Origin of the sequence: Commensalibacter nepenthis (assembly GCF_029953305.1) — a bacterium.
Classification (GTDB): domain Bacteria; phylum Pseudomonadota; class Alphaproteobacteria; order Acetobacterales; family Acetobacteraceae; genus Commensalibacter; species Commensalibacter nepenthis.
This window is the reverse complement of record NZ_JASBAN010000001.1, coordinates 1-19823: the sequence shown is the minus strand read 5'-3', so window position 1 is coordinate 19823 and position 19823 is coordinate 1. Positions and strand designations below refer to the sequence as shown.

Annotated in this window: 18 protein-coding genes; 8 read left to right on the top strand and 10 right to left on the bottom strand. The window is 35.7% G+C overall.

Features of this window, described 5'->3' with window-relative positions:
* Positions 1–82: 82 nt before the first annotated feature.
* From QJV33_RS00090 to QJV33_RS00065, 6 genes are all read left to right on the top strand, one after another.
* On the top strand, positions 83–1357 hold the full coding sequence (locus QJV33_RS00090; RefSeq protein WP_281461393.1) for a serine/threonine transporter: 1275 nt from the start codon (positions 83–85) through the stop codon (positions 1355–1357).
* A 300-nt stretch (positions 1358–1657) separates the two neighbouring features.
* A complete protein-coding gene (locus tag QJV33_RS00085) occupies positions 1658–2689 on the top strand; it encodes a hemin-degrading factor (RefSeq protein ID WP_281461392.1) in 1032 nt (343 codons plus the stop codon).
* The gene (locus tag QJV33_RS00080; protein WP_281461391.1) at positions 2686–3522 is read left to right on the top strand and encodes a heme/hemin ABC transporter substrate-binding protein; all 837 of its coding nucleotides are present in this window, start codon (positions 2686–2688) and stop codon (positions 3520–3522) included. Before QJV33_RS00085 ends, QJV33_RS00080 begins: the two co-directional genes overlap by 4 nt.
* A complete protein-coding gene (locus tag QJV33_RS00075) occupies positions 3515–4513 on the top strand; it encodes a FecCD family ABC transporter permease (RefSeq protein ID WP_281461390.1) in 999 nt (332 codons plus the stop codon). The genes QJV33_RS00080 and QJV33_RS00075 overlap by 8 nt, the downstream gene beginning before the upstream one ends.
* On the top strand, positions 4510–5301 hold the full coding sequence (locus tag QJV33_RS00070; protein ID WP_281461389.1) for a heme ABC transporter ATP-binding protein: 792 nt from the start codon (positions 4510–4512) through the stop codon (positions 5299–5301). The genes QJV33_RS00075 and QJV33_RS00070 overlap by 4 nt, the downstream gene beginning before the upstream one ends.
* Positions 5302–5440: 139 nt before the next feature.
* Positions 5441–6715: an aromatic amino acid transport family protein gene (locus tag QJV33_RS00065; RefSeq protein ID WP_281461388.1), complete on the top strand. Its 1275-nt coding sequence runs from the start codon at positions 5441–5443 to the stop codon at positions 6713–6715.
* Positions 6716–6785: 70 nt separating this feature from the next.
* On the opposite strand, the gene QJV33_RS00060 is transcribed toward QJV33_RS00065, so the two are convergent.
* Together QJV33_RS00060 and QJV33_RS00055 are read right to left on the bottom strand one after the other, a co-directional pair.
* On the bottom strand, positions 6786–8189 hold the full coding sequence (locus tag QJV33_RS00060; protein WP_281461387.1) for a sugar porter family MFS transporter: 1404 nt from the start codon (positions 8187–8189) through the stop codon (positions 6786–6788).
* Between the two features lie 135 nt (positions 8190–8324).
* Positions 8325–9167 carry an undecaprenyl-diphosphate phosphatase gene (locus QJV33_RS00055; protein WP_281461386.1) on the bottom strand — a complete coding sequence of 281 codons (843 nt, stop codon included), beginning with the start codon at positions 9165–9167 and terminating at the stop codon, positions 8325–8327.
* A gap of 151 nt (positions 9168–9318) precedes the next feature.
* Between QJV33_RS00055 and QJV33_RS00050 the strand changes: the two genes are divergently transcribed.
* A complete protein-coding gene (locus QJV33_RS00050) occupies positions 9319–9777 on the top strand; it encodes an MlaD family protein (protein ID WP_281461385.1) in 459 nt (152 codons plus the stop codon).
* A gap of 173 nt (positions 9778–9950) precedes the next feature.
* Positions 9951–10148, top strand: coding sequence for a hypothetical protein (locus QJV33_RS00045; RefSeq protein ID WP_281461384.1), 198 nt, complete (start codon positions 9951–9953; stop codon positions 10146–10148).
* Between the two features lie 21 nt (positions 10149–10169).
* On the opposite strand, the gene surE is transcribed toward QJV33_RS00045, so the two are convergent.
* The 8 genes from surE to dnaA all read right to left on the bottom strand — a co-directional run bounded on the left by surE (position 10170) and on the right by dnaA (position 19823).
* Entirely contained in the window at positions 10170–10931 is a 762-nt protein-coding gene (gene surE / locus QJV33_RS00040) for a 5'/3'-nucleotidase SurE (protein ID WP_281461383.1), read from the bottom strand.
* Between the two features lie 160 nt (positions 10932–11091).
* The gene (gene thiL, locus QJV33_RS00035; protein WP_281461382.1) at positions 11092–12051 is read right to left on the bottom strand and encodes a thiamine-phosphate kinase; all 960 of its coding nucleotides are present in this window, start codon (positions 12049–12051) and stop codon (positions 11092–11094) included.
* Positions 12052–12060: 9 nt separating this feature from the next.
* Entirely contained in the window at positions 12061–12561 is a 501-nt protein-coding gene (nusB, locus tag QJV33_RS00030) for a transcription antitermination factor NusB (RefSeq protein ID WP_281461381.1), read from the bottom strand.
* A gap of 46 nt (positions 12562–12607) precedes the next feature.
* Positions 12608–13066 (bottom strand): transcriptional regulator NrdR, encoded by a 459-nt coding sequence (nrdR, locus tag QJV33_RS00025; RefSeq protein WP_281461380.1) that lies wholly within the window; start codon positions 13064–13066, stop codon positions 12608–12610.
* A gap of 333 nt (positions 13067–13399) precedes the next feature.
* Positions 13400–15853, bottom strand: a complete 2454-nt coding sequence (gene gyrB, locus QJV33_RS00020) for a DNA topoisomerase (ATP-hydrolyzing) subunit B (RefSeq protein WP_281461379.1) — start codon at positions 15851–15853, stop codon at positions 13400–13402.
* A 107-nt stretch (positions 15854–15960) separates the two neighbouring features.
* Entirely contained in the window at positions 15961–17067 is a 1107-nt protein-coding gene (gene recF, locus QJV33_RS00015; protein ID WP_281461378.1) for a DNA replication/repair protein RecF, read from the bottom strand.
* Between the two features lie 32 nt (positions 17068–17099).
* Positions 17100–18227 (bottom strand): DNA polymerase III subunit beta, encoded by a 1128-nt coding sequence (gene dnaN, locus QJV33_RS00010; RefSeq protein WP_281461377.1) that lies wholly within the window; start codon positions 18225–18227, stop codon positions 17100–17102.
* 96 nt (positions 18228–18323) lie between these two features.
* Positions 18324–19823 (bottom strand): chromosomal replication initiator protein DnaA, encoded by a 1500-nt coding sequence (gene dnaA / locus QJV33_RS00005; RefSeq protein WP_281461376.1) that lies wholly within the window; start codon positions 19821–19823, stop codon positions 18324–18326.

Here is a 19823-nt window from a genome sequence, read left to right as displayed (position 1 = left end):
TGGGAAAAGCAATTTATATTTTATTCTTAAAGTTTTTCAACTAAATTATACGAAATTTGATTATTATTTTTGAGTAATAAATATGCAAAAAGAAATTTTTAGTGAAATGCCCAAATGGAGTTCTTCTGACACTGTTTGGATGCTCAGCCTTTATGGAACTGCGATTGGCGCAGGGGTGTTATTTTTACCTATTAATGCAGCAGCTGGGGGATTGATTCCATTACTTGTTTTGGCTGTCCTCGCATTTCCAATGACTTTTTTTGCGCATCGTGCCCTATGTCGATTTGTTCTTTCTGGGGATTCAGCGCATAACGATATTACTGCAGTAGTTGAAGAAAAATTTGGCAAGCGAATGGGGTATTGTATTACTTTATTATATTTTTTTGCTATTTATCCTATTTTGTTGGTCTATAGTGTCGGTATTACTAATACAGTAATCAGCTTTATTCAAAATCAGTTGCACATGACCCCACCGTCTAGAATTCTGGTTTCTTTCTTGCTGATTAGTATGTTGATTATTATTGTACAATTCGGAGAAGTCTTAATTGTTCGTGTAATGTCCATATTGGTATATCCATTTATTGCTATATTAATGTTAATTGCTTTATGTTTAATTCCACAATGGACAGTAGATATATTCCAACATATTGATTTGTCAGGTGCAACCAAAAGTGGGGGGAGTGGATTATTAGTAACGTTATGGCTCATTATTCCTGTGGCTGTTTTCTCTTTTAACCACTCACCTATTATTTCTTCCTTGGCGGTTGCCAAGCGCAAAGAATACGGAAAATTCGCAGAACAAAAATGTTCAAAAATTATTCAGTATAGTAATATTATGATGGTTATTACTGTATTATTTTTTGTGTTTAGCTGTGCGTTATGTTTAAGTCCTGCTAATTTGCAAGAGGCAAAAGCTGAGAATATTTCTATTCTCTCTTATTTGGCTAATCATTTTAAAACACCTTTTTTAGATTGGGTGGCACCGATTGTTGCGTTTGTTGCAATTTCTAAATCTTTTTTGGGGCATTATCTTGGGGCAAGAGAAGGTTTTAATGGTGTCATTTTAAAGTCAATGCATTTTTTTGGTAAAAGTGCTCAAGAAAAAACATTAAATAAATGTGCATTGATTTTTATGTTTATTACCGCGTGGATAATTGCTGCATTGAACCCAAGCGTTTTAGGAATGATTGAATCGATTGGTGGACCAATTTTAGCAATGATTTTATTCCTTATGCCTATGTATGCCATTCATACTATTCCTTCTTTGGCACGTTACAGAGGAAAAATAAGCAATGTTTTTATTGTGATAATGGGATGTATTGCAATTTCCGCAGCTGTTTATAAGTTATTTATATAGTCTGTTTTATGAAGAGGGTTATAATATATAACCCGTAGGAATTGATCGGGTTGTTTACAGTGATATGGAATATTACTGTAAACAACGCGACAAATTTCTATATATACCTTTTAAGAATAAATAGATTATTTGTATTTTACTTTTTATTAGAAAATATTTCTATATTTAAATTAAAAAGTTAGAGGCATAGTATGATATTAAGAATCAATTTCATTTGATATTGATAATCGTTCTTAATTATGCTTATATACCGTTCATTGAATATCAAACCTGAAAAGACAACCTTAAGGACGGTTTATAATGAACGCATATTATCAACGCTATTTAACCCTTAAATCCGAACATACGGGTAAATTTGCACGCGATTTGGCTGGGATGATTGGCATCAGCGAAGCGGAATTGTGCCATTCTCGCATTGGTGCCGATGCCAGGGCATTTACAACGGATTTTGCAACTTTTTTGAAAGAGCTTCACAAAGTTGGAGAAACCATGAATATTGTTCGTAATGAATATGCTGTTCATGAGCAGGCTGGACAATATGATAACGTGAAGCTAGGCAATCATGGAGGGCTTGTATTAAACCCACGTGCTTTGGATCAACGTCTTTTTGTAGGTAAATGGGTCAGCTCTTTTTACATCAAGGAAATGACCAGACGTGGAGAAAAAGAAAGTATTCAGATTTTTGATGCGTATGGCGATGCTATTTTAAAAATCTATATGACTGATAATACCAATCGCCAAGAATGGGATGCTTTGATCGAAAAATTTACTGTTGAAGCAAAAGAGGATTTTATTGTTTCTCGACCTGAACATGTCTCTAAAAATGCGTTTTTCGATGCAAAGAAAATCGAAGAAGAATGGCGTGCAATGACGGATGTTCATCAGTTCTTTAGCTTGCTAACACGTCATAATGTGACGCGCCAACAAGCATTTTCTTCCGTAAGTAATAATCTGGCATGTAAAGTAGAGAATAATGCGCTTTCTCAAATTCTTGATATGGCGTTAAATGATAAAAATGAAATCATGATTTTCATCGGAAATCCTGGTTGTGTGCAAATCTTTACAGGTGTGGTTGAAAAATTAATGCCTAAAGATAATTGGTTGAATATTTTTAATCCAAAATTTACCATGCATTTAATGGAAGATCACATTGCTGAAACATGGGTTACTCGTAAACCAACGAAAGAAGGTTATGTGACCAGCCTTGAACTTTTTGCCAAAGATGGCACGCAAATTGCTCAACTTTATGGACAAAGAACTGAAGGGGATTTGGAGCAAGAAGTCTGGCGTAATCAAATTAATGAGATTGCTATGAAAGAAAAAGTAGCATGAAATTAGCTTATCTTTGTTTTGCAACGTTATCTTTACTCGTTATAACTGTTTCTGCACAAGCCAAAGAAAGAATTATTTCAATTGGTGGAGATGTTACGGAAATTATTTATGCTTTGGGTGCTCAGGATGAGTTAGTCGGTCGCGATACGACCAGCAACCAACCTGCTAATGTAAAAAATGTCAAAGATATTGGTTATATGCGTCAATTGAATACAGAAGGCATATTGTCTTTGAAGCCAACAATGGTCATTACTAGTGACCTTGCTCAGCCTTCTGCGGTGTTAGAGCAAATTAAGAAAGTTGGTATTCCTGTGGTTTATGTTTCGGGAAAGCATTCATTAAAAGTGATCCCTCAAAAAGTCGAAGTGATTGCCAAAGCATTACATCGCGAAAAAGAAGCAAAGAATTTACAGGATAAAATGAATCAAATCATCACGTCGTTGTCCTCAAAACAGTTGCCTGTGAAGGTCATTTATATCATGGCACATGGTGGTATGAGTAACTTAGTTGCAGGACGTGATACAGCAGCTGATGCAGCGATTAAAGATGCGGGTTTACAAAATGGGATGGGCAATAGCCTTCATTATCAACCCATGTCACAAGAAGGGATTATTGCTGCTGCTCCTGATATTATCATGACCGACAGTGATGCTATTAAAACAATTGGTGGAGCGGATAATTTATGGAAACTTCCTGGTGTTGCGATGACTCCAGCGGGGAAACATCATAATCTTATTATTATCGATCAAATGGCATTATTAGGCTTTGGGCTCAGAACACCCGAAGCGATCAAAGAGTTACGTGTAAAGGCTGAAGCATTACCTCATGGATAAACGGTATAGTGTTTATCTTGCTATCCTATTATTGATCCTATTTGGATCAATAATAGGGGCAGCAAATATCGGTGCTGTGCATTTATCATGGTCTTCACTATGGAATGCCGATCCAAAAGAGTTGGACTTTCAAATCTGGACGAATATACGATTGCCTAGAGTTTTGTTGGCTGTCGTTATTGGGATTGCTTTATCTGTATCTGGAACTGTGATGCAAGGTCTATTTCGTAATCCTCTGGCTGATCCTGGTTTGTTGGGGATCAGCAGTGGGGCTGGATTGGCTGTAGCAATCGCATTGGTTACTCCCTTGGGGTTACCTGCGTTCTTATCATTATGGGTGCCTGTGGTTGCTGCTTTTATAGGGAGCCTTGTGGTAACTATTTTAATTTATCAATTAAGTGGTTTAACCAAAGGGAATTTATCCAGTTTGTTATTGATAGGAATAGCAATTAACGCACTTAGTGGGGCCGCTGTTGGTATTTTATCATGGGTCAGTAATGACCAACAATTAAGGCAGCTTTCATTATGGGGTATGGGTAGTCTGGGGCAAACACAATGGTCATTGATTATTATTGCTTTGTGTCTAATTGTCCCAACAGTGATTTTAATTCAATGTTATGCAAAACAACTTAATTTACTACAATTGGGTGAAGAAGATGCCCATTATCTTGGGATTAATGTGCATAAAACTCAGAAACAATTATTAATTCTTAGTGCATTATTGGTAGGAACAGCTGTTTCAATCAGTGGAATTATTGGATTTTTAGGACTGGTTATACCTAATGCCATGCGCTTGATATTTGGGAATAATCATAAAATATTATTGCCTGCTTCAGCCCTTAGCGGTGCGATTTTATTACTGGTTGCGGATACGATAGCACGAACGATGGTGCAGCCTGCTGAAATGCCTGTTGGATTACTAACCAGCTTATTGGGTGGTCCTTGGTTTTTTTGGTTAATTTTAAAAGAGCAATGGAAACGTAGATCATGAGCTATCAATTGGATTATTGTCTTGAGGGCAAAAATATTCATTTGATTAAAAATAATCAATCTATTTTATCAGATGTTTCTATTACGCTTCATCAAGGTCAGTTTGTGACCTTAATTGGACCAAATGGTGCTGGGAAATCGTCTTTGTTTAAGGTATTGACGGGATTTTACCTACCAACCATGGGGGAATGTTGTTTAAAAGGTAAAAATCTACATGATTGGCGTAAAAAGGAATTGGCGAGGACACGTGCTGTGATGAAGCAGCAAAGTCATATTACGTTCTCATTGTCTGCGATTGATATTATCAAATTAGGGCGTTCGCCTTGGACGGAGCCAATTAATAAAGCAATGATTGATGATGTGATCGAAATGACAGAGTGCCAAGAGTTAATTAATAAAGAGTATGCTTTTTTATCTGGAGGTGAGCAACAACGTATTCAATTAGCTCGAGTATTGGTGCAACTTTGGAGGGAACAAGGTCCATCAGGTTGGCTATTTTTAGATGAACCAACTTCTGCATTAGATTTATATCATCAACAACAAATGCTACGATTGTTGAAAAGTCTAGTCCAACAGTTTCCTTTGTCTGTGTGTATGATTTTACATGATTTAAATCTTGCTTCTTTGTGGTCAGATCAGATCTATTTATTAAATAAAGGGGTAATCGTTGCTCAAGGAAATGTACAAGAAGTTTTGACCGAGGAAATTTTAAAAACTTGGTATGGTGCTGACTTGCAAATTATACAACATCAAGAATATCAAAAACCTTATGTAATGCTTTCATTATAAGATAAAGTCAGTCACAGTGAATATATTTTTTACTATTTTCTTGAGATAAATAGTTTTCATTCTTGTTTATTTGAAATAATATTATCGCGTTTTTAAGAAAAATATAATTTTATTATAATGAACAAAGTGATTATTTCTAATGGAAAAAAATAGTTCTGGTGTTATGCCTAAATGGGGCTCTACTGATACAATTTGGATGTTAAGTTTGTATGGAACTGCGATTGGTGCAGGAGTTTTATTTTTGCCAATCAATGCTGCATCAGGGGGCTTAATTCCTTTGTTGGTTATGTCTGTTTTAGCTTTTCCAATGACTTTTTTTTCCCATAGAGCTTTGTGCCGATTTGTTTTAAGTGGTAAGGGAAGAGATATTACCATTGTTGTAGAGAAGCAATTCGGTCAATTTCTAGGATATTTAATTACCTTGCTTTATAGTTTTGCACTTTATCCAATTTTACTGATGTATAGTGTTAGTTTAACCAATACAATTGAAAGTTTTATTCAGTATCAACTTCACTTTCCTCCTCCATCAAGAGTTTTGATTGCATTTATATTGGTGGCATTTTTAATGTTGATTGTTCAATGTGGTAAAATGTTGATTGTTAATATTATGTCCGCACTAGTTTATCCTTTTATTGCAATTTTGATGATTATTTCATTGTCGCTTATTCCCCAGTGGACAGGCGATATTTTCAAAAATGTTAGCCTTTCAGGGACTGTGCATCAAGGGGGGAATGGCTTATTATTAACGTTATGGTTGTTAATTCCTGTTACAGTTTATGCTTTCAATCATTTTCCAATTATATCCTCTTTGGCAGTGGCAAAAACTGAAGAATATGGTGAAGGGCTTGCCGAACAAAAATGCTCTCAAATCATCAAATATAGTAATATTTTAATGGTTGTAACTGTTTTGTTTTTTGTATTTAGTTGTTCACTATGTTTAACACCAGAAAATTTACACGAGGCAAAAATCCAAAATGTATCGATACTTTCTTATCTAGCCAATCATTTTCAAACCCCTTTTCTTAGCTGGGTTGCGCCTATTGTTGCATTTGTTGCAATGTGCAAATCTTTTTTAGGACATTATTTGGGTGCAAAAGAGGGCATTCATGGTGTTGTTATTAAAACAAGTAAATTTGTAAATATCGATATTCAAGAAGGTAAAATATTACATATTTGTACGATTATTTTTATTTTTATTACTGCATGGTTGGTTTCAATTTATAATCCTAATGTTTTAACATTGATTGAATCAATTAGCGGTCCAGTCTTTGCGGTTTTTTTATTTTTAATGCCTATGTATGCTATTCACACAGTGCCAGCATTGGCAAAATATAAAGGCAAACCAAGTAATGTGTTCGTAACGATTATGGGGCTTATTGCAGTATCTGTTGCAGTTTATGAAATATTTGCTTAGTAGGCTTGAAACTTAATTAAAAAAAAAGCCGATTCAGAGTATTTCTGGATCGGCTTTTATAGTTTTAAAATTAACGTCCAATTTGCCGTAAAGGTTTGCCTTCCATCAAGTTTTCTTCGATTTTTTCAAGACTGACTTTGGAGGTTTCGGGAACAAACCAGAAAGTTACGCCAATAAAGATGATGTTTAAAACCATATAAAGAAGAAAGGTTTTAGAAGAGCCAAGGCTATTATTAAGGCTTAAGAAAGTATAACCGACAACAAAATTGGCCAACCAATTTGTGACAGTAGAAGCCGCAACACCAAAATCTCTGCCTTGTAAAGGTTGGATCTCAGAACATAATGTCCAAATTAATGGACCTGCAGACATTGCAAAACCAACAATAAATAATAAAAGCATTGCAACACAAAAGATCTGCATGGTTGGATTTGCAATATGTCCGTCTTTCATTAGAAAACTGATAATACCAAGCCCGATCGCCATTACTGTAAAACCTGCATATAACGTGGGTTTGCGCCCATATTTATCTACAGTCCCAATAGCAATAAAAGTTGCTGCAACATTGACTAAACCAACAAGTGCTGTGAACCATAATGTGGCACTGCCTGTATATCCCATATCTTGGAAAATACGTGGTGCATAGTACATAACGACATTCATACCAGTGAATTGTTGGACAATTTGAAGGGTAACTCCCAAAGCAACAGAACGTCTGAAATTACGATTGCTCATAAATAAACTAAAGCCTTTTTTAGAGCTTTTAATTTGATCTTCAATTTCTTTGACTTCATTGTGAACGGCTTGTTTATCGCCATCACGTAAACTTAATAAGATATTAAATGCTTCTTGTTTTCTGTTGCGCATAACAAGCCATCTTGGGCTATCTGGCAAAGAAAATAATCCGATCAAGAATAAGATTGCTGGAACAGCAATAATTCCTAGCATCCATCGCCAAGCACCATAATATCCTAAAATAGTATCTGAGATAAAAGCAAGAAATATCCCAACGGTAACCATTAGCTGGTAAGTTGAAATCATTGAACCTCTTTTTTCTTCGGGTGCGATTTCAGCAATATAAAGTGGGGCTGTAGTACTCGCAATACCAATGGCAATTCCTAAAATAAAACGCCACACGACGAGGTCAAAAATACTCTTGGCTAACGCACAACCAATAGCGGAAATAATAAAGATTAATGCGCTAAGAATTAAACAACGGTTACGCCCAAATTTGGCAGATGCCCAACCACATCCTAATGCACCCAAAGCAGCACCAAACATCATGCTGCTTACGATGGTTTCAATGTTGTGATCTGTTGCTGAAAATTCTTTTTTAATAAATTCATTTGCTCCTGACATGACACCAATATCAAGACCGAACATCAACCCAGCCAAGGAAGCTAGAAAGCCAACCATGATAATATTGTAAGAAGAGGATAAATTATTTTGTGTATGATTAGGGGAGTTATTTTGCATAATATATACCTACCATGTTATCTAGATAAGTATATTGAAAAAAAATATTTTTAGTGTAAAAAATAAGTGATTATTTTATTTAAATTCAAAGCGTTGCTTAAGAGTTTCTTTTTATAAAAACTCTTTTTGTTTGAATTAAAATAGGAAAATAATCAAGCTGACACATCCTAAAGCAATACAATAGAAACTAAAAGGCGTTAGAGCCATGGTTTCATGATTTCGAAAATATTTCATTAGGATTGCCGTGCTTATCAAAGCAGTAAGCCCACCAACAATCGTTGCAATAAATATCGCCCCCATATTTTCAATAGGGATATTATGGTGATATATTTTCCAAGATTGATGAATAGTTGCTGCAAAAATAACAGGTAAAGCAAGCAAAAAAGAGAAACGAGCAGAATTCTCATAAGATAATTTGCGCATTACTCCGCCAACCATCGTGGCACCTGAACGAGATAAACCAGGGAAAAACGCTAAACATTGAAAGCAACCAATAATCAAAGCGTCTTTGGGGGTTAACTCTGCTATTGAATTGCTTGATTCTTGTGCTGATCTATTTCTGAGTTTTTCAGTCGAAAAGAGCATAACTCCATTTAAAATCAGAAAAATTGAGACCATTCCTGGGGTTGAAAAAAGCTGTCGAATAAAGCTCTCTAAGATTGCACCAATAAGAATTGCAGGCAATGTAGCAATAACAAGCAACATAACAATATAAATGCTTTGTTCACGAATAGCTTGACCGTCTTTTCCCAAGACTCCACGCCCCAAAGCATACCAATCTTTCCAAAAGAATATCAATAAGGCAAACATTGTACCAAAATGTAACATAACAATAAAAGGTAAAAACGTGGCATCTTGTGGGCTGATAACCCATCCTAAAAGAGCGGGGATAATAACAGCGTGACCAAGGCTGCTGACTGGGAACAGCTCGGTTGCGCCTTGTAAAATTGCAATAAAAATAGCCTGAAAGAACGACATGGATACCTAATTTTTGCTGTAAAAATTTTTATTTTTGTGTTTTTTATATTAATATTCTAAAAGAATAAATAATAAATTGACTATATCGTATTTTATTAAATATGAATATAATCTTAACTATAAAATTCTATAGGAAAATAGGAATAATTGAGTGAAAAACAAGGCAGTTAGCGCATATATAGCAAGTGGATTTGTATTGGTCGTTGCTATTGGCTTTTACTCTTATTCAAGGATGACGATGTTTGGCGTAAAAGGGGACAAATATCCTGTTACAGCACAATTTTATTCTGCAAACACCCTAGAACCTGGAAGCTCTGTCATTCTTTCAGGGGTTCCTGTGGGGGTTGTACGTTCTATAACCTTGAATAATAAAACCTTTATGGCTGATGTGAGGCTAGAAATTAATAAAGCTATTCATTTGCCAGAAGATAGTATTTTTAGTGTTGGATCAGTGGGGATGATGGATAGTGGTTCTATTATGGTTCGTCCTGGCAAATCAAAAGAATATTTAAAACCCGATAGTTTTGTAAGTAATACACTACCTTACACCAGTATTGAACAGCAAATTAGCAATTATATTTTTGGTAGTGGTAATCTCTCTACAAAATAATGAAAAATGTGATCGAAAAGTTATGTGAGGATTTGAACTTACCCTTAGGAAATGAGTATACTCAAGATTGGGCGTATGAGTTACCAGAGGAATTTCTTACAAAAGCATGGTTGAATAAATTTATTATTGAGTAATCCATAATCGAGCCTTTCGATTAATGGCGACATTTCTTAATGGATTTAATGTTGGATATTATTAACGATTATTTATTAGAACATATCGATCCAGAGACACCTATTATTCAACAGGTTTTAGGTTTATTGCGAAATAATAAAGCAGAGCACCAAGATATTATTGAATATTGGTCCGTTTTGGGTGAAGATAATCCTGAATATTATTTTGAAGTTATTCTTTTAATTAGAAGGGGATAATTTTCCCCTTATTTTTATATATTATGATTTGAGTTTTTGTAAGAGTTCTATATGCGTGCGTTCAAAGGAGAGGGGTGTAATAGAAATAGAATTATTATTAATTGCTTGTGTTTCTGTGCGTTCCATATCTTCTTTGATAGGTCGATCAAAATTTAACCAATAATAAGGTGTTTGGCGCATATCTGTTTTAGAAACGATATTAATATCTTCAATATAACCAATGCCTTGCTCTGTAAATTCAATTGATTTTACTTCATCATAAGGGCAGTCTGGAAAGTTGATATTTAAGCATGTTCTGGGATGTTGCCAAGATATTTGAGATAATTTTTGTAATATTTCTGGTCCATGATGATAGGCAGTCTCCCAATAGATGTCATGACCATCTTTAAAATTTTGACTAAAAGCAATTGATGGAATATTCAATAAACATCCAGTCATCGCGGCACCAACAGTTCCAGAAAAAATAGTTTCTAAACCAAGATTACTTCCACGATTAACGCCGGATAAAATAAGATCCGGTTTTTGAGGCATTAATTGCCTTAATCCCATCACCACACAATCTCCTGGTGTGCCAGTAACAGCAAAATGACGCTCACTTTTTTCAATCGCGCGAAGAGGGTGGTGGATCGATATTGATTGAGAGGTTCCGCTTTGATCTCGTTCCGGTGCAACAACCCAAACTTCTTTGGCAATTTTAGAGGCTATATTTTCAAGGAGTTTTATTCCTGGAGCTTCGATACCGTCATCATTAGTTAACAATACGCGATCATAAAGATAAGTCATCAAATTTCCTTTGAAAATAAATTAGAGTGTATGTCAGAGTTTAACATAGATTGATTATTATTGTCATTGCATCAAGAATCATATTTTTATGATTAACAAAAACGTATAATATATATTATGCCAACTAATATTAATTTAAAACATTGGCAAGATATTCTAATTAAATATGGCTCCATCCAGTTTGTTTAAAAGTCATACAGTTTTTGTTTTTATCATAACAAATTAACGAATTTGCTTGGTCAGTACAATAACCAATTTTCGTTAATGGAATATTTGCTTTTTGACTTTCGATTTTGGCTAGATGTTCTTTTTCAGATGGTATGGTTAATAACAGTTCATAATCATCACCACCCGTTAAACAGTTTTCTAAATAAGAAATTCCAATTTTTTTTGCTTGTAATGATAATGGAACTTGATCTGCAAATATCACGGCTCCAATTTGACTTTCTCTGGCTAAATGCCCCAAATCTTGGATTAAGCCATCGGATATATCCATTCCAGCATTTGCAATATCCGTTAATTGTAGCCCTAATCTTGGTTGAGGCAAATGGTAACGTCGTGTTAAAAAACCATCAAAGTCAGAAATTTTATTCTGCAAAGACAACAAACCAAGGGCTGCGTCGCCAATTGTTCCAGTAACCCAAATACCGTCCCCTGGTTTTGCATTATTTCGTCTTAATGCTTTGTTTTTTTTTACTTTTCCAAGCGCAGTCAATGAAAAGACCATATTATATGGATTATATGTGGTATCGCCACCTAATAATGAAATATTAAATAATTTTTGATCTTTTTCTAAACCATTTGTAAATTGTTCGAACCATTCTGCGTTAAAGCAATGTTTTGGTAAAGATACGGTTAATAAATATCCAACGGGTTCTGCCCCCATTCCTGCAAGGTCTGACAAATTACAACGAAGTAATTTACGAGCGATAAGATCGACAGGATCATTGGTAAAAAAATGAACATTCTCTACCATAGCATCAGCAGTTAATACCAATTCATATGCTGGATTGACAGATATCAATGCAGCATCATCTGTTAAATCTAAAGCTCCCTTTCCTGCCAACTTTTTAATATATTTACGAATGAATTGAAATTCAGGAACAAGAGAATTTTCCATGAGTATATATCAGGATTCTTTGGGAAATGTCGCTGTTTGTGGGCGTAATTGACGGCTAATATTATCTAGAATACCGTTGATTAACGAGGGTTCATCTCCATCACAAAAAGCACGGGTTACATCAATATATTCATTAATAATGACTTTGGTAGGTGGATCATTGTTATCATTTAACAATTCTGTGATTGCTGCTCTTAATATCGCTCTGATAATTGGGTCAAGACGGTTTAATGACCAATCTTTGGGGAGTGATTTTGTTAAGATAATATCAATTTCCGAATATTGATGCACAAATTGTTCAATTATATTTTTGAATAAATTGATATTAGGAATATAAGCCTTACCATCATTGTAAATTTCTTCGTTACATTGTGGATCAATGCGATACAGTAAAAATTGTTCAATAATTAAATTAGCCGCCTTGACTGTTCCTTGTTCCCACTGAAATAAAGCCTGAACAGCTGCTATTCGAGTTAAAGTTCTGGGGCGTTTTACCGTTTGAGTATTCATTATTAACCTAGAGTATGATTCATTTTATTTATGCAATAGTAATTAACTATTTATCGTAAAGTTCCATTGTTTGCAAAATTTCTGCAAAATCTTTGACATTTTTAAAGTCCGAATAAACACTGGCAAATCGAACATACGCCACTTTATCGATATCCTTGAGAAGTTCCATCGTTGTTTTACCAATGCTTTCTGATGTAATAACATTTTCACCAGAATCAACAAATTGCTTTTCTAATTTATTTGCAATTTGATCAATTTGATCAGCAGATATTGGGCGTTTACGCGTCGCAAGATCAATAGATCTAATTAACTTTTCTTTTTCAAAAGGAACCCTTTGCCCACTTCGTTTTAATACCATCAATTCACGCGTTTGCACACGTTCAAGCGTTGTAAATCTTTCGTTACATTTTGTACAAACACGTCTTCTGCGTATAGCTGTCCCATCTTCTGTAGAACGGCTATCTTTTACCATGGTATCTTCATTTCCACAAAAGGGGCAAAACATTAATAAACCTTTTTTATTTTGTATGAATTTAAATAATTAATGGGAGAATAAATGAATAATTACAAGCCTTATTTTTTAAAAAAAGAATTAAATAAATATTATATAAAGATAATTAACATTATTTATTTCTATTTGATATTTTAAATACAAATTTGCTTAACTTAAATAATCAACATTGCATTGATGGTTTCGTGGCCCAATTATTTTGACCTAATTAACAGAATGAATTGGCAGTTGATATTTAAAAATTAATCAACCATATTTTTGGATCAAACTGTATATACTAAAAAGTTTGATCCTTTTTTTTACTATTTTGTGACGTGATGTAAAAACTTAAATATCTAAATTTGCTACTTTTAACGCGTTATTGACAATAAATTCTTTTCTTGGTTCAACAACATCACCCATCAATGTTGTGAAAACTTGATCGGCTTCTTCACTTTCTCCTACTTTAACTTGTAATAATGTTCTCGTTGCAGGGTCTAAAGTTGTGCTCCATAATTGATCATCATTCATTTCACCAAGACCTTTAAAGCGATTAATAGTCAAACCCTTTTTACCATAATTAAATAATTTTTCGTAGACACCACTTGGACCACTAATATTTTCTTCTTTATTATCAATGGTTAAAATAGCATTATCGTAAAAATTACGAGCCATTGCGTCTTGATGTGCATTAATCGATTGAATGTTTCTGCCCTTTAACACAGACACGGGAATAAAGTAATTCTCACCAACACCTCTGACAGAGCGGCTTATACTAATACCCGTGTTATCACTGATAACTTTCCATCCTTGCTCGTTAGGCAATGAAAGAGCATTTAATCTATTTTGAAAATCGACTAAATAAGGTTGAGATTCAACGGGATCAGCATGTAAAAATTTACTGATAACGGCTTGTTCTAAAATCCATAAAGGAGCATATTTTTCCAAAGATTGAAGTTTTTGAGTTATTTTCGCGTATTCAAGAACTTCAGCAGTCAAAGCCTCTCCAGAAACACTATTACCATTGGAAAATGTCAAAGACGCATTTTGAATTGCTTTACTGAGCAGATATTCCTCTAACGCTTTGTCATTTTTAAGATAACGTTCATCATTGCCTCTCTTTGCACGATATAAAGGAGGTTGAGCGATATAAATATATCCTTTTTCAATTAATTCAGGCATTTGACGAAAGAAGAATGTTAATAACAATGTGCGAATATGAGAGCCATCCACATCAGCATCAGTCATGATAACGATTTTATGATACCGTAATTTATCAATTGAAAAACCACCTTGATCGATTTCTCCTCGACCAATTCCAGTGCCAAGAGCTGTAATTAAGGTGCCGATTTCAGCAGAATTAAGCATACGATCAAAGCGAGCACGCTCTACATTAAGGATTTTACCTTTTAAAGGTAAAATGGCTTGAAAACGGCGATCCCTACCCTGTTTAGCTGTTCCACCAGCAGAATCCCCCTCAACAATAAAGATTTCGGATTTTGAAGGGTCTCTTTCTTGGCAATCGGCAAGCTTTCCAGGTAAAGAAGAAATATCCAATACACCTTTACGGCGTGTTAATTCTCTTGCCTTACGTGCAGCTTCTCGCGCAGAGGCTGCGTCAAGCGCTTTTGAAACAATAATTTTTGCTTCTTTGGGATGAGTTTCAAACCAATGCCCTAATGAATCTGCAATACACCCTTGCACAACGGGTTGGACTTCAGAAGAAACGAGTTTATCTTTGGTTTGAGAAGAAAATTTTGGATCAGGTACTTTGACTGACAGAATAGCTGTCAAACCTTCTCGCATATCATCGCCTGTTAACGCCAAAGTTTCTTTTTTATTCATTACTCCTTCAGCATATTTTGTAACCACACGCGTTAGGGCTTGCCTGAATCCTGCAAGATGTGTTCCGCCATCTTTCTGAGGAATATTATTGGTAAAACAGATAACATTTTCGGTATAACTATCATTCCATACCAATGAGCATTCAACTTTAATATTACTTTTTTCGTGAAAAACATTACCATTAATAGGTTCAATGAGATTATTTTTTGATCTTGTCATCCATTTAACAAATTCCTCAAGCCCACCATCATAGTGAAAATTCTCTGTTATGATTTCTTCTTCTCTCGCATCAGTAACGGTAATCTTAAGACCAGAATTTAAAAATGCTAGCTCGCGCAAACGCCGTGTTAATATTCCCAATTCAAAAGTAACATGGGTAAAAATCTCTTGGCTTGCTTTGAAAGTAACCTCTGTACCTGTTGCTTCATCACTTTGTCCAATTTCTTTCAATGGACAAACTGTGTCTCCATTTTCGAAGCGGATAAAATGCTCTTTGCTATTCCGCCAGATACGCACTTCCATCCATTCAGACAAAGCATTTACAACTGCTGCACCAACCCCGTGTAGTCCACCAGATACTTTATAAGAATTTTGGTTAAATTTACCCCCTGCATGGAGCTTTGTTAAAACAACCTCAGCAGCACTGATGCCTTCTTCTTGATGAATATCTGTTGGAATACCGCGTCCATTATCTCTAACGGTAATGCTGCCATCTGCATTTAAGGTTAATGTGCATTGATCTGCAAAGCCAGCTTGTGCTTCATCAACCGCATTATCAACAATTTCAAAAACCATATGATGCAGACCAGATCCATCATCTGTATCCCCAATATACATACCAGGTCTTTTCTTGACCGCTTCTAGTCCCTTTAAAACAGAAATAGAAGATGCACCATAGTCGTCATTATTGGCTGTATTGTTGAACAAATCTTGTGAAAGGTTTTGAGGGGTGACCATAATCGATAAGGCTCCGATGATAACGCTGTAGCTATCTTTATTAGATAAAATAGAGAAACTGAAAATTTACAAAAATCATAGCAGATTTTCTATGAAAAAGGAAATATTCACACGATATTTCCATGATTAATTTCTAAGAATTCGGCTTTTCCCGCACATTGTTCAAAAGAAGCACGATCTGTGCCGGTTAATATCGTGAAACTCTCGAGATTTAACAAGGTTGCAAGCAATGTTTTGCGGTGATTTTCATCCAAATGAACCAAAGGTTCATCAAGTAATAAGATTGGTAAATTGATGTTTTGACTTTTGATAAGTTCGGTTAATTTAAGAATAATACCAATCAGCAATGCTTTTTGTTGACCTGTACTTGCCAAATTAGCTGGTATTTGAGTTTTCTTTTCGATAAATAACACATCTGTTCGATGTACACCAAACTGTGTAGATTTATGTTCTGCGTCTAATACACGATCTTTTTTCCATTGTTGACGTAAAAAATCTTCGACCACCAAAGCGGGTTCTTTGGATAAATGATCAGCGATTGAACAATGTAACTTTAATAGTGCCTCAGGAAAATTTCCTTCGACAATCATCATTTCGTTCATTTGTTGAATAAATAAATTACGGGTGGCTGTAATGGCTACAGCATGCCTCGCCATTGATTCTTCAATAGCGTTCAACCAATCAGGATCGAAATTATTAAGCGCCAAGAGTTTGTTGCGTTGACTCATTGACTTCTCATATGCGAACACTTCTTTAGTATGAAAATGTTCCAAACTGATAATTAAACGATCTAGAAAGCGCCTGCGCCCGCCTGCATTTTCGGAAAATAATCTATCCATTTGTGGGGTTAACCAAACAGCAGACAAATATTGAGATATTTCATGTTGGCTACGGACAGGAAGACCATTTAAACGAAATTGTTTTTTATTTGAATTAGCAACGCCCCCAGTGGCAATTTCAAAATCATCCATTATAGGATGGGAAAACTGCCCCACAACGCCCCATCCTTGATTTTGACGCCCTGTCATAGCGAAATCATCAACGCGACTTTTCCTGAGCCCTCGACCTGGAACCAACAGGGACAAGGCTTCTAAAAGATTGGTTTTGCCACTAGCATTCGCTCCGTAAACTACGGTTTTTTGGGATTCCGGTGACCAAACCAATCTTTTATAGTTTCGAAAGTTGGTTAAGGTAAGACGAAGAAGAAAGGTCATCCTTAACGTTTATCTGATTAAAAAATTATACATTATACTCGCATTGGCATTAAAACATATAACGCAGACATATCATCAACGTCTCTGACAATAGTTGGTGCTGAGTTATCCGCTAATATAAATTCCACTTGGCTATCAATTTGATCGGTAATATCGTTCAAATAGCGTGCTTGAAATCCAATTTCTAACGGACCACCATCATATTGCACTTGTGTTTCATCAAGTTCTTCTTTTGCATTCCCTTGATCGACACTACTTGCAGATAAAATTAACGAATTATTATCTAAAGATAATTTGACAGGTTTGGAACGTTCCATGCTGATAGCAGCTACGCGAGCAACCGCTGTTGCAAAATCTTGTTTGCCAACACGTAAGATCTTTGTGTTATTTTTAGGAATAACCCGTTCATATTCTGGGAACGTGCCATCGATTAATTTAGAGGTTAAGGTAATATCCCCAAATTTAAATTGTATACGTGTATCTGAAACAGAGAGTTTGATAATATCGTTGGCCTCTTCAAGCAGTTTATAGACTTCATAAACAGTTTTACGAGGAATAATAATACCAGGAATATTTTCAGATCCTTCTGGCATGGCACTTTCAACTCTAGCTAAACGATGCCCATCAGTTGCAGCGGCACATAGTTTTTTTGATCCTTCACTTGTTTCCATAATATGCAAATAAATGCCATTGAGATAATAACGTGTTTCTTCTGTTGAAATCGCAAAGCGCGTTTGTTCAATCAGCTTTTTTAACGTTTCAGTAGGAATATTGAATTGATGTGGAAAATCTCCAGAAGTCATAGATGGAAATTCATCAACATTTAATACATTAAGGCTGGTTGCATATTTTCCTGCACGCAAAGATAGAGGCATATCTTCATGGGTATGGGTTAATTCAATTTGTGCGGTATCAGGGAGCTTACGGACAATCTCATATAAAACAGATGCTGGTGCAGTTACAGAGCCATTTTCTAAGGCTTCGGCAGGAATGCTCTCAACGATTGCAATTTCCATATCCGTTGCAGTTAGTGTCATGTGCCCATTTTGTGCTTCGATTAAAACATTGGCAAGAATGGGGATTGTATTGCGTTTTTCTGCAACACTTTGAATATGTGCCAGTGCCTTAAGTAAAATAGTACGCTCAACCTTCAGCTTCATTGACTATGACCTATCTGTAATATGTAAACATGTTTATATATGCTGTGAATCTATACTTACTATCAGGAATGTAGTCACATTTCCACTAAAAAATGATTAACTCTCTAACATTCTGCGTAATAACTCTACATCTTCAGCAAAGGCACTATCTTTTTCAATCAATTCAGAAATTCTGCTGATTGCGTGCATAACAGTAGTGTGGTCTCTATTTCCAAATTTACGACCAATCTCAGGCAAGGAACGACTGGTTAATTGTTTGGCTAAATACATTGCAATTTGCCTTGGTCTGGCAACAGCCCTTGCCCTGCGTGCAGAAGTCATGTCAGTTTGGCGAATATTGCAATGTTCTGCAACTTTCCTTTGGATTTCTTCGATCGTAACTCGACGTTCATGCGATTTTAAAATATCATGTAAAACCTCTTGGGTTGCTTCCAAAGTAATAGGACGTCCAAAAAGATTAGCATGTGCAATTAAGCGATTTAAAGCGCCTTCTAGCTCACGAACATTGGTTGTAATTTTATGTGCCAGAAACTCCATTACTTTGGGTGAAATGACCACATTGGCTGAGGCTGCTTTTGCTTCCAAAATTGAAATACGTAACTCATAAGTTGTTGCGTGAATATCAGCCACCATCCCACATCCAAGACGTGTACGAAGGCGGTCTTCTAGCCCTGAAAGATCAGATGGGGATTTATCCGCAGAAACAATAATTTGCCTCCCTGCATCGATAAGCGCGTTGAATGTGTGAAAGAATTCTTCTTGCGTATTATCTTTACCAATCAGGAATTGCAAATCATCAATCATTAACACATCAACAGAGCGAAGTTCTTCCTTGAATTCGATCGTTGATTGAGAGCGAATAGAGGCAATAAACCGATACATGAATTTTTCTGCAGACATATAGGATACAGAAATATTTCCAGCTTTTGCCAACTCAAATCCAATAGCATGCATCAAATGCGTTTTACCCAGCCCAACGCCACCATACAAGAATAACGGATTAAATCCTGGGCTAGATGGACGTTCCGCAACGCGTCTGGAACAAGCATACGCAAATTCATTGGGCTTACCGACGATAAAATTATCAAATGTGAAGCGAGGATCTAACTGCGTTTGTAAAGGTAACTTACTATCGTCTTCTTTGACCTCAATTGTTGGCGTAAGAGATTGTGAAATTATTGTTTTCTGTGCTGGTGGAGGTGAAATATTTGCGTTTAATGGGGCTTGTGTCAATGTGTCATTTGGATCAGCTACAGGAGTTTGACTTATGGTATTACCAGGTGGTGTTAATGCCAATTCAACGCGACGAATTTGGGATAATTCATTGCTCCAAAGTTGATTTAGCTTGCTGTTATATTGTGAGCGCACCCAGTCCCTTAAAAAACGTGTCGGCAAATAAAGGGTTAATTCGTCTTCTTCAATTCCACCCAACGTAATTTGTTGTAACCATGTACGATACTCTACCTCGCCCACCTCTATTTTTAAACGACCACAAATCCGCTCCCAATGAATCTCTAGGATAGATTTCAAAGTTACTGGATCTGCATCTTTCAAAGATAAAGAAAATTCGTTGGAGTCTTCGGTAAAATCAGACAT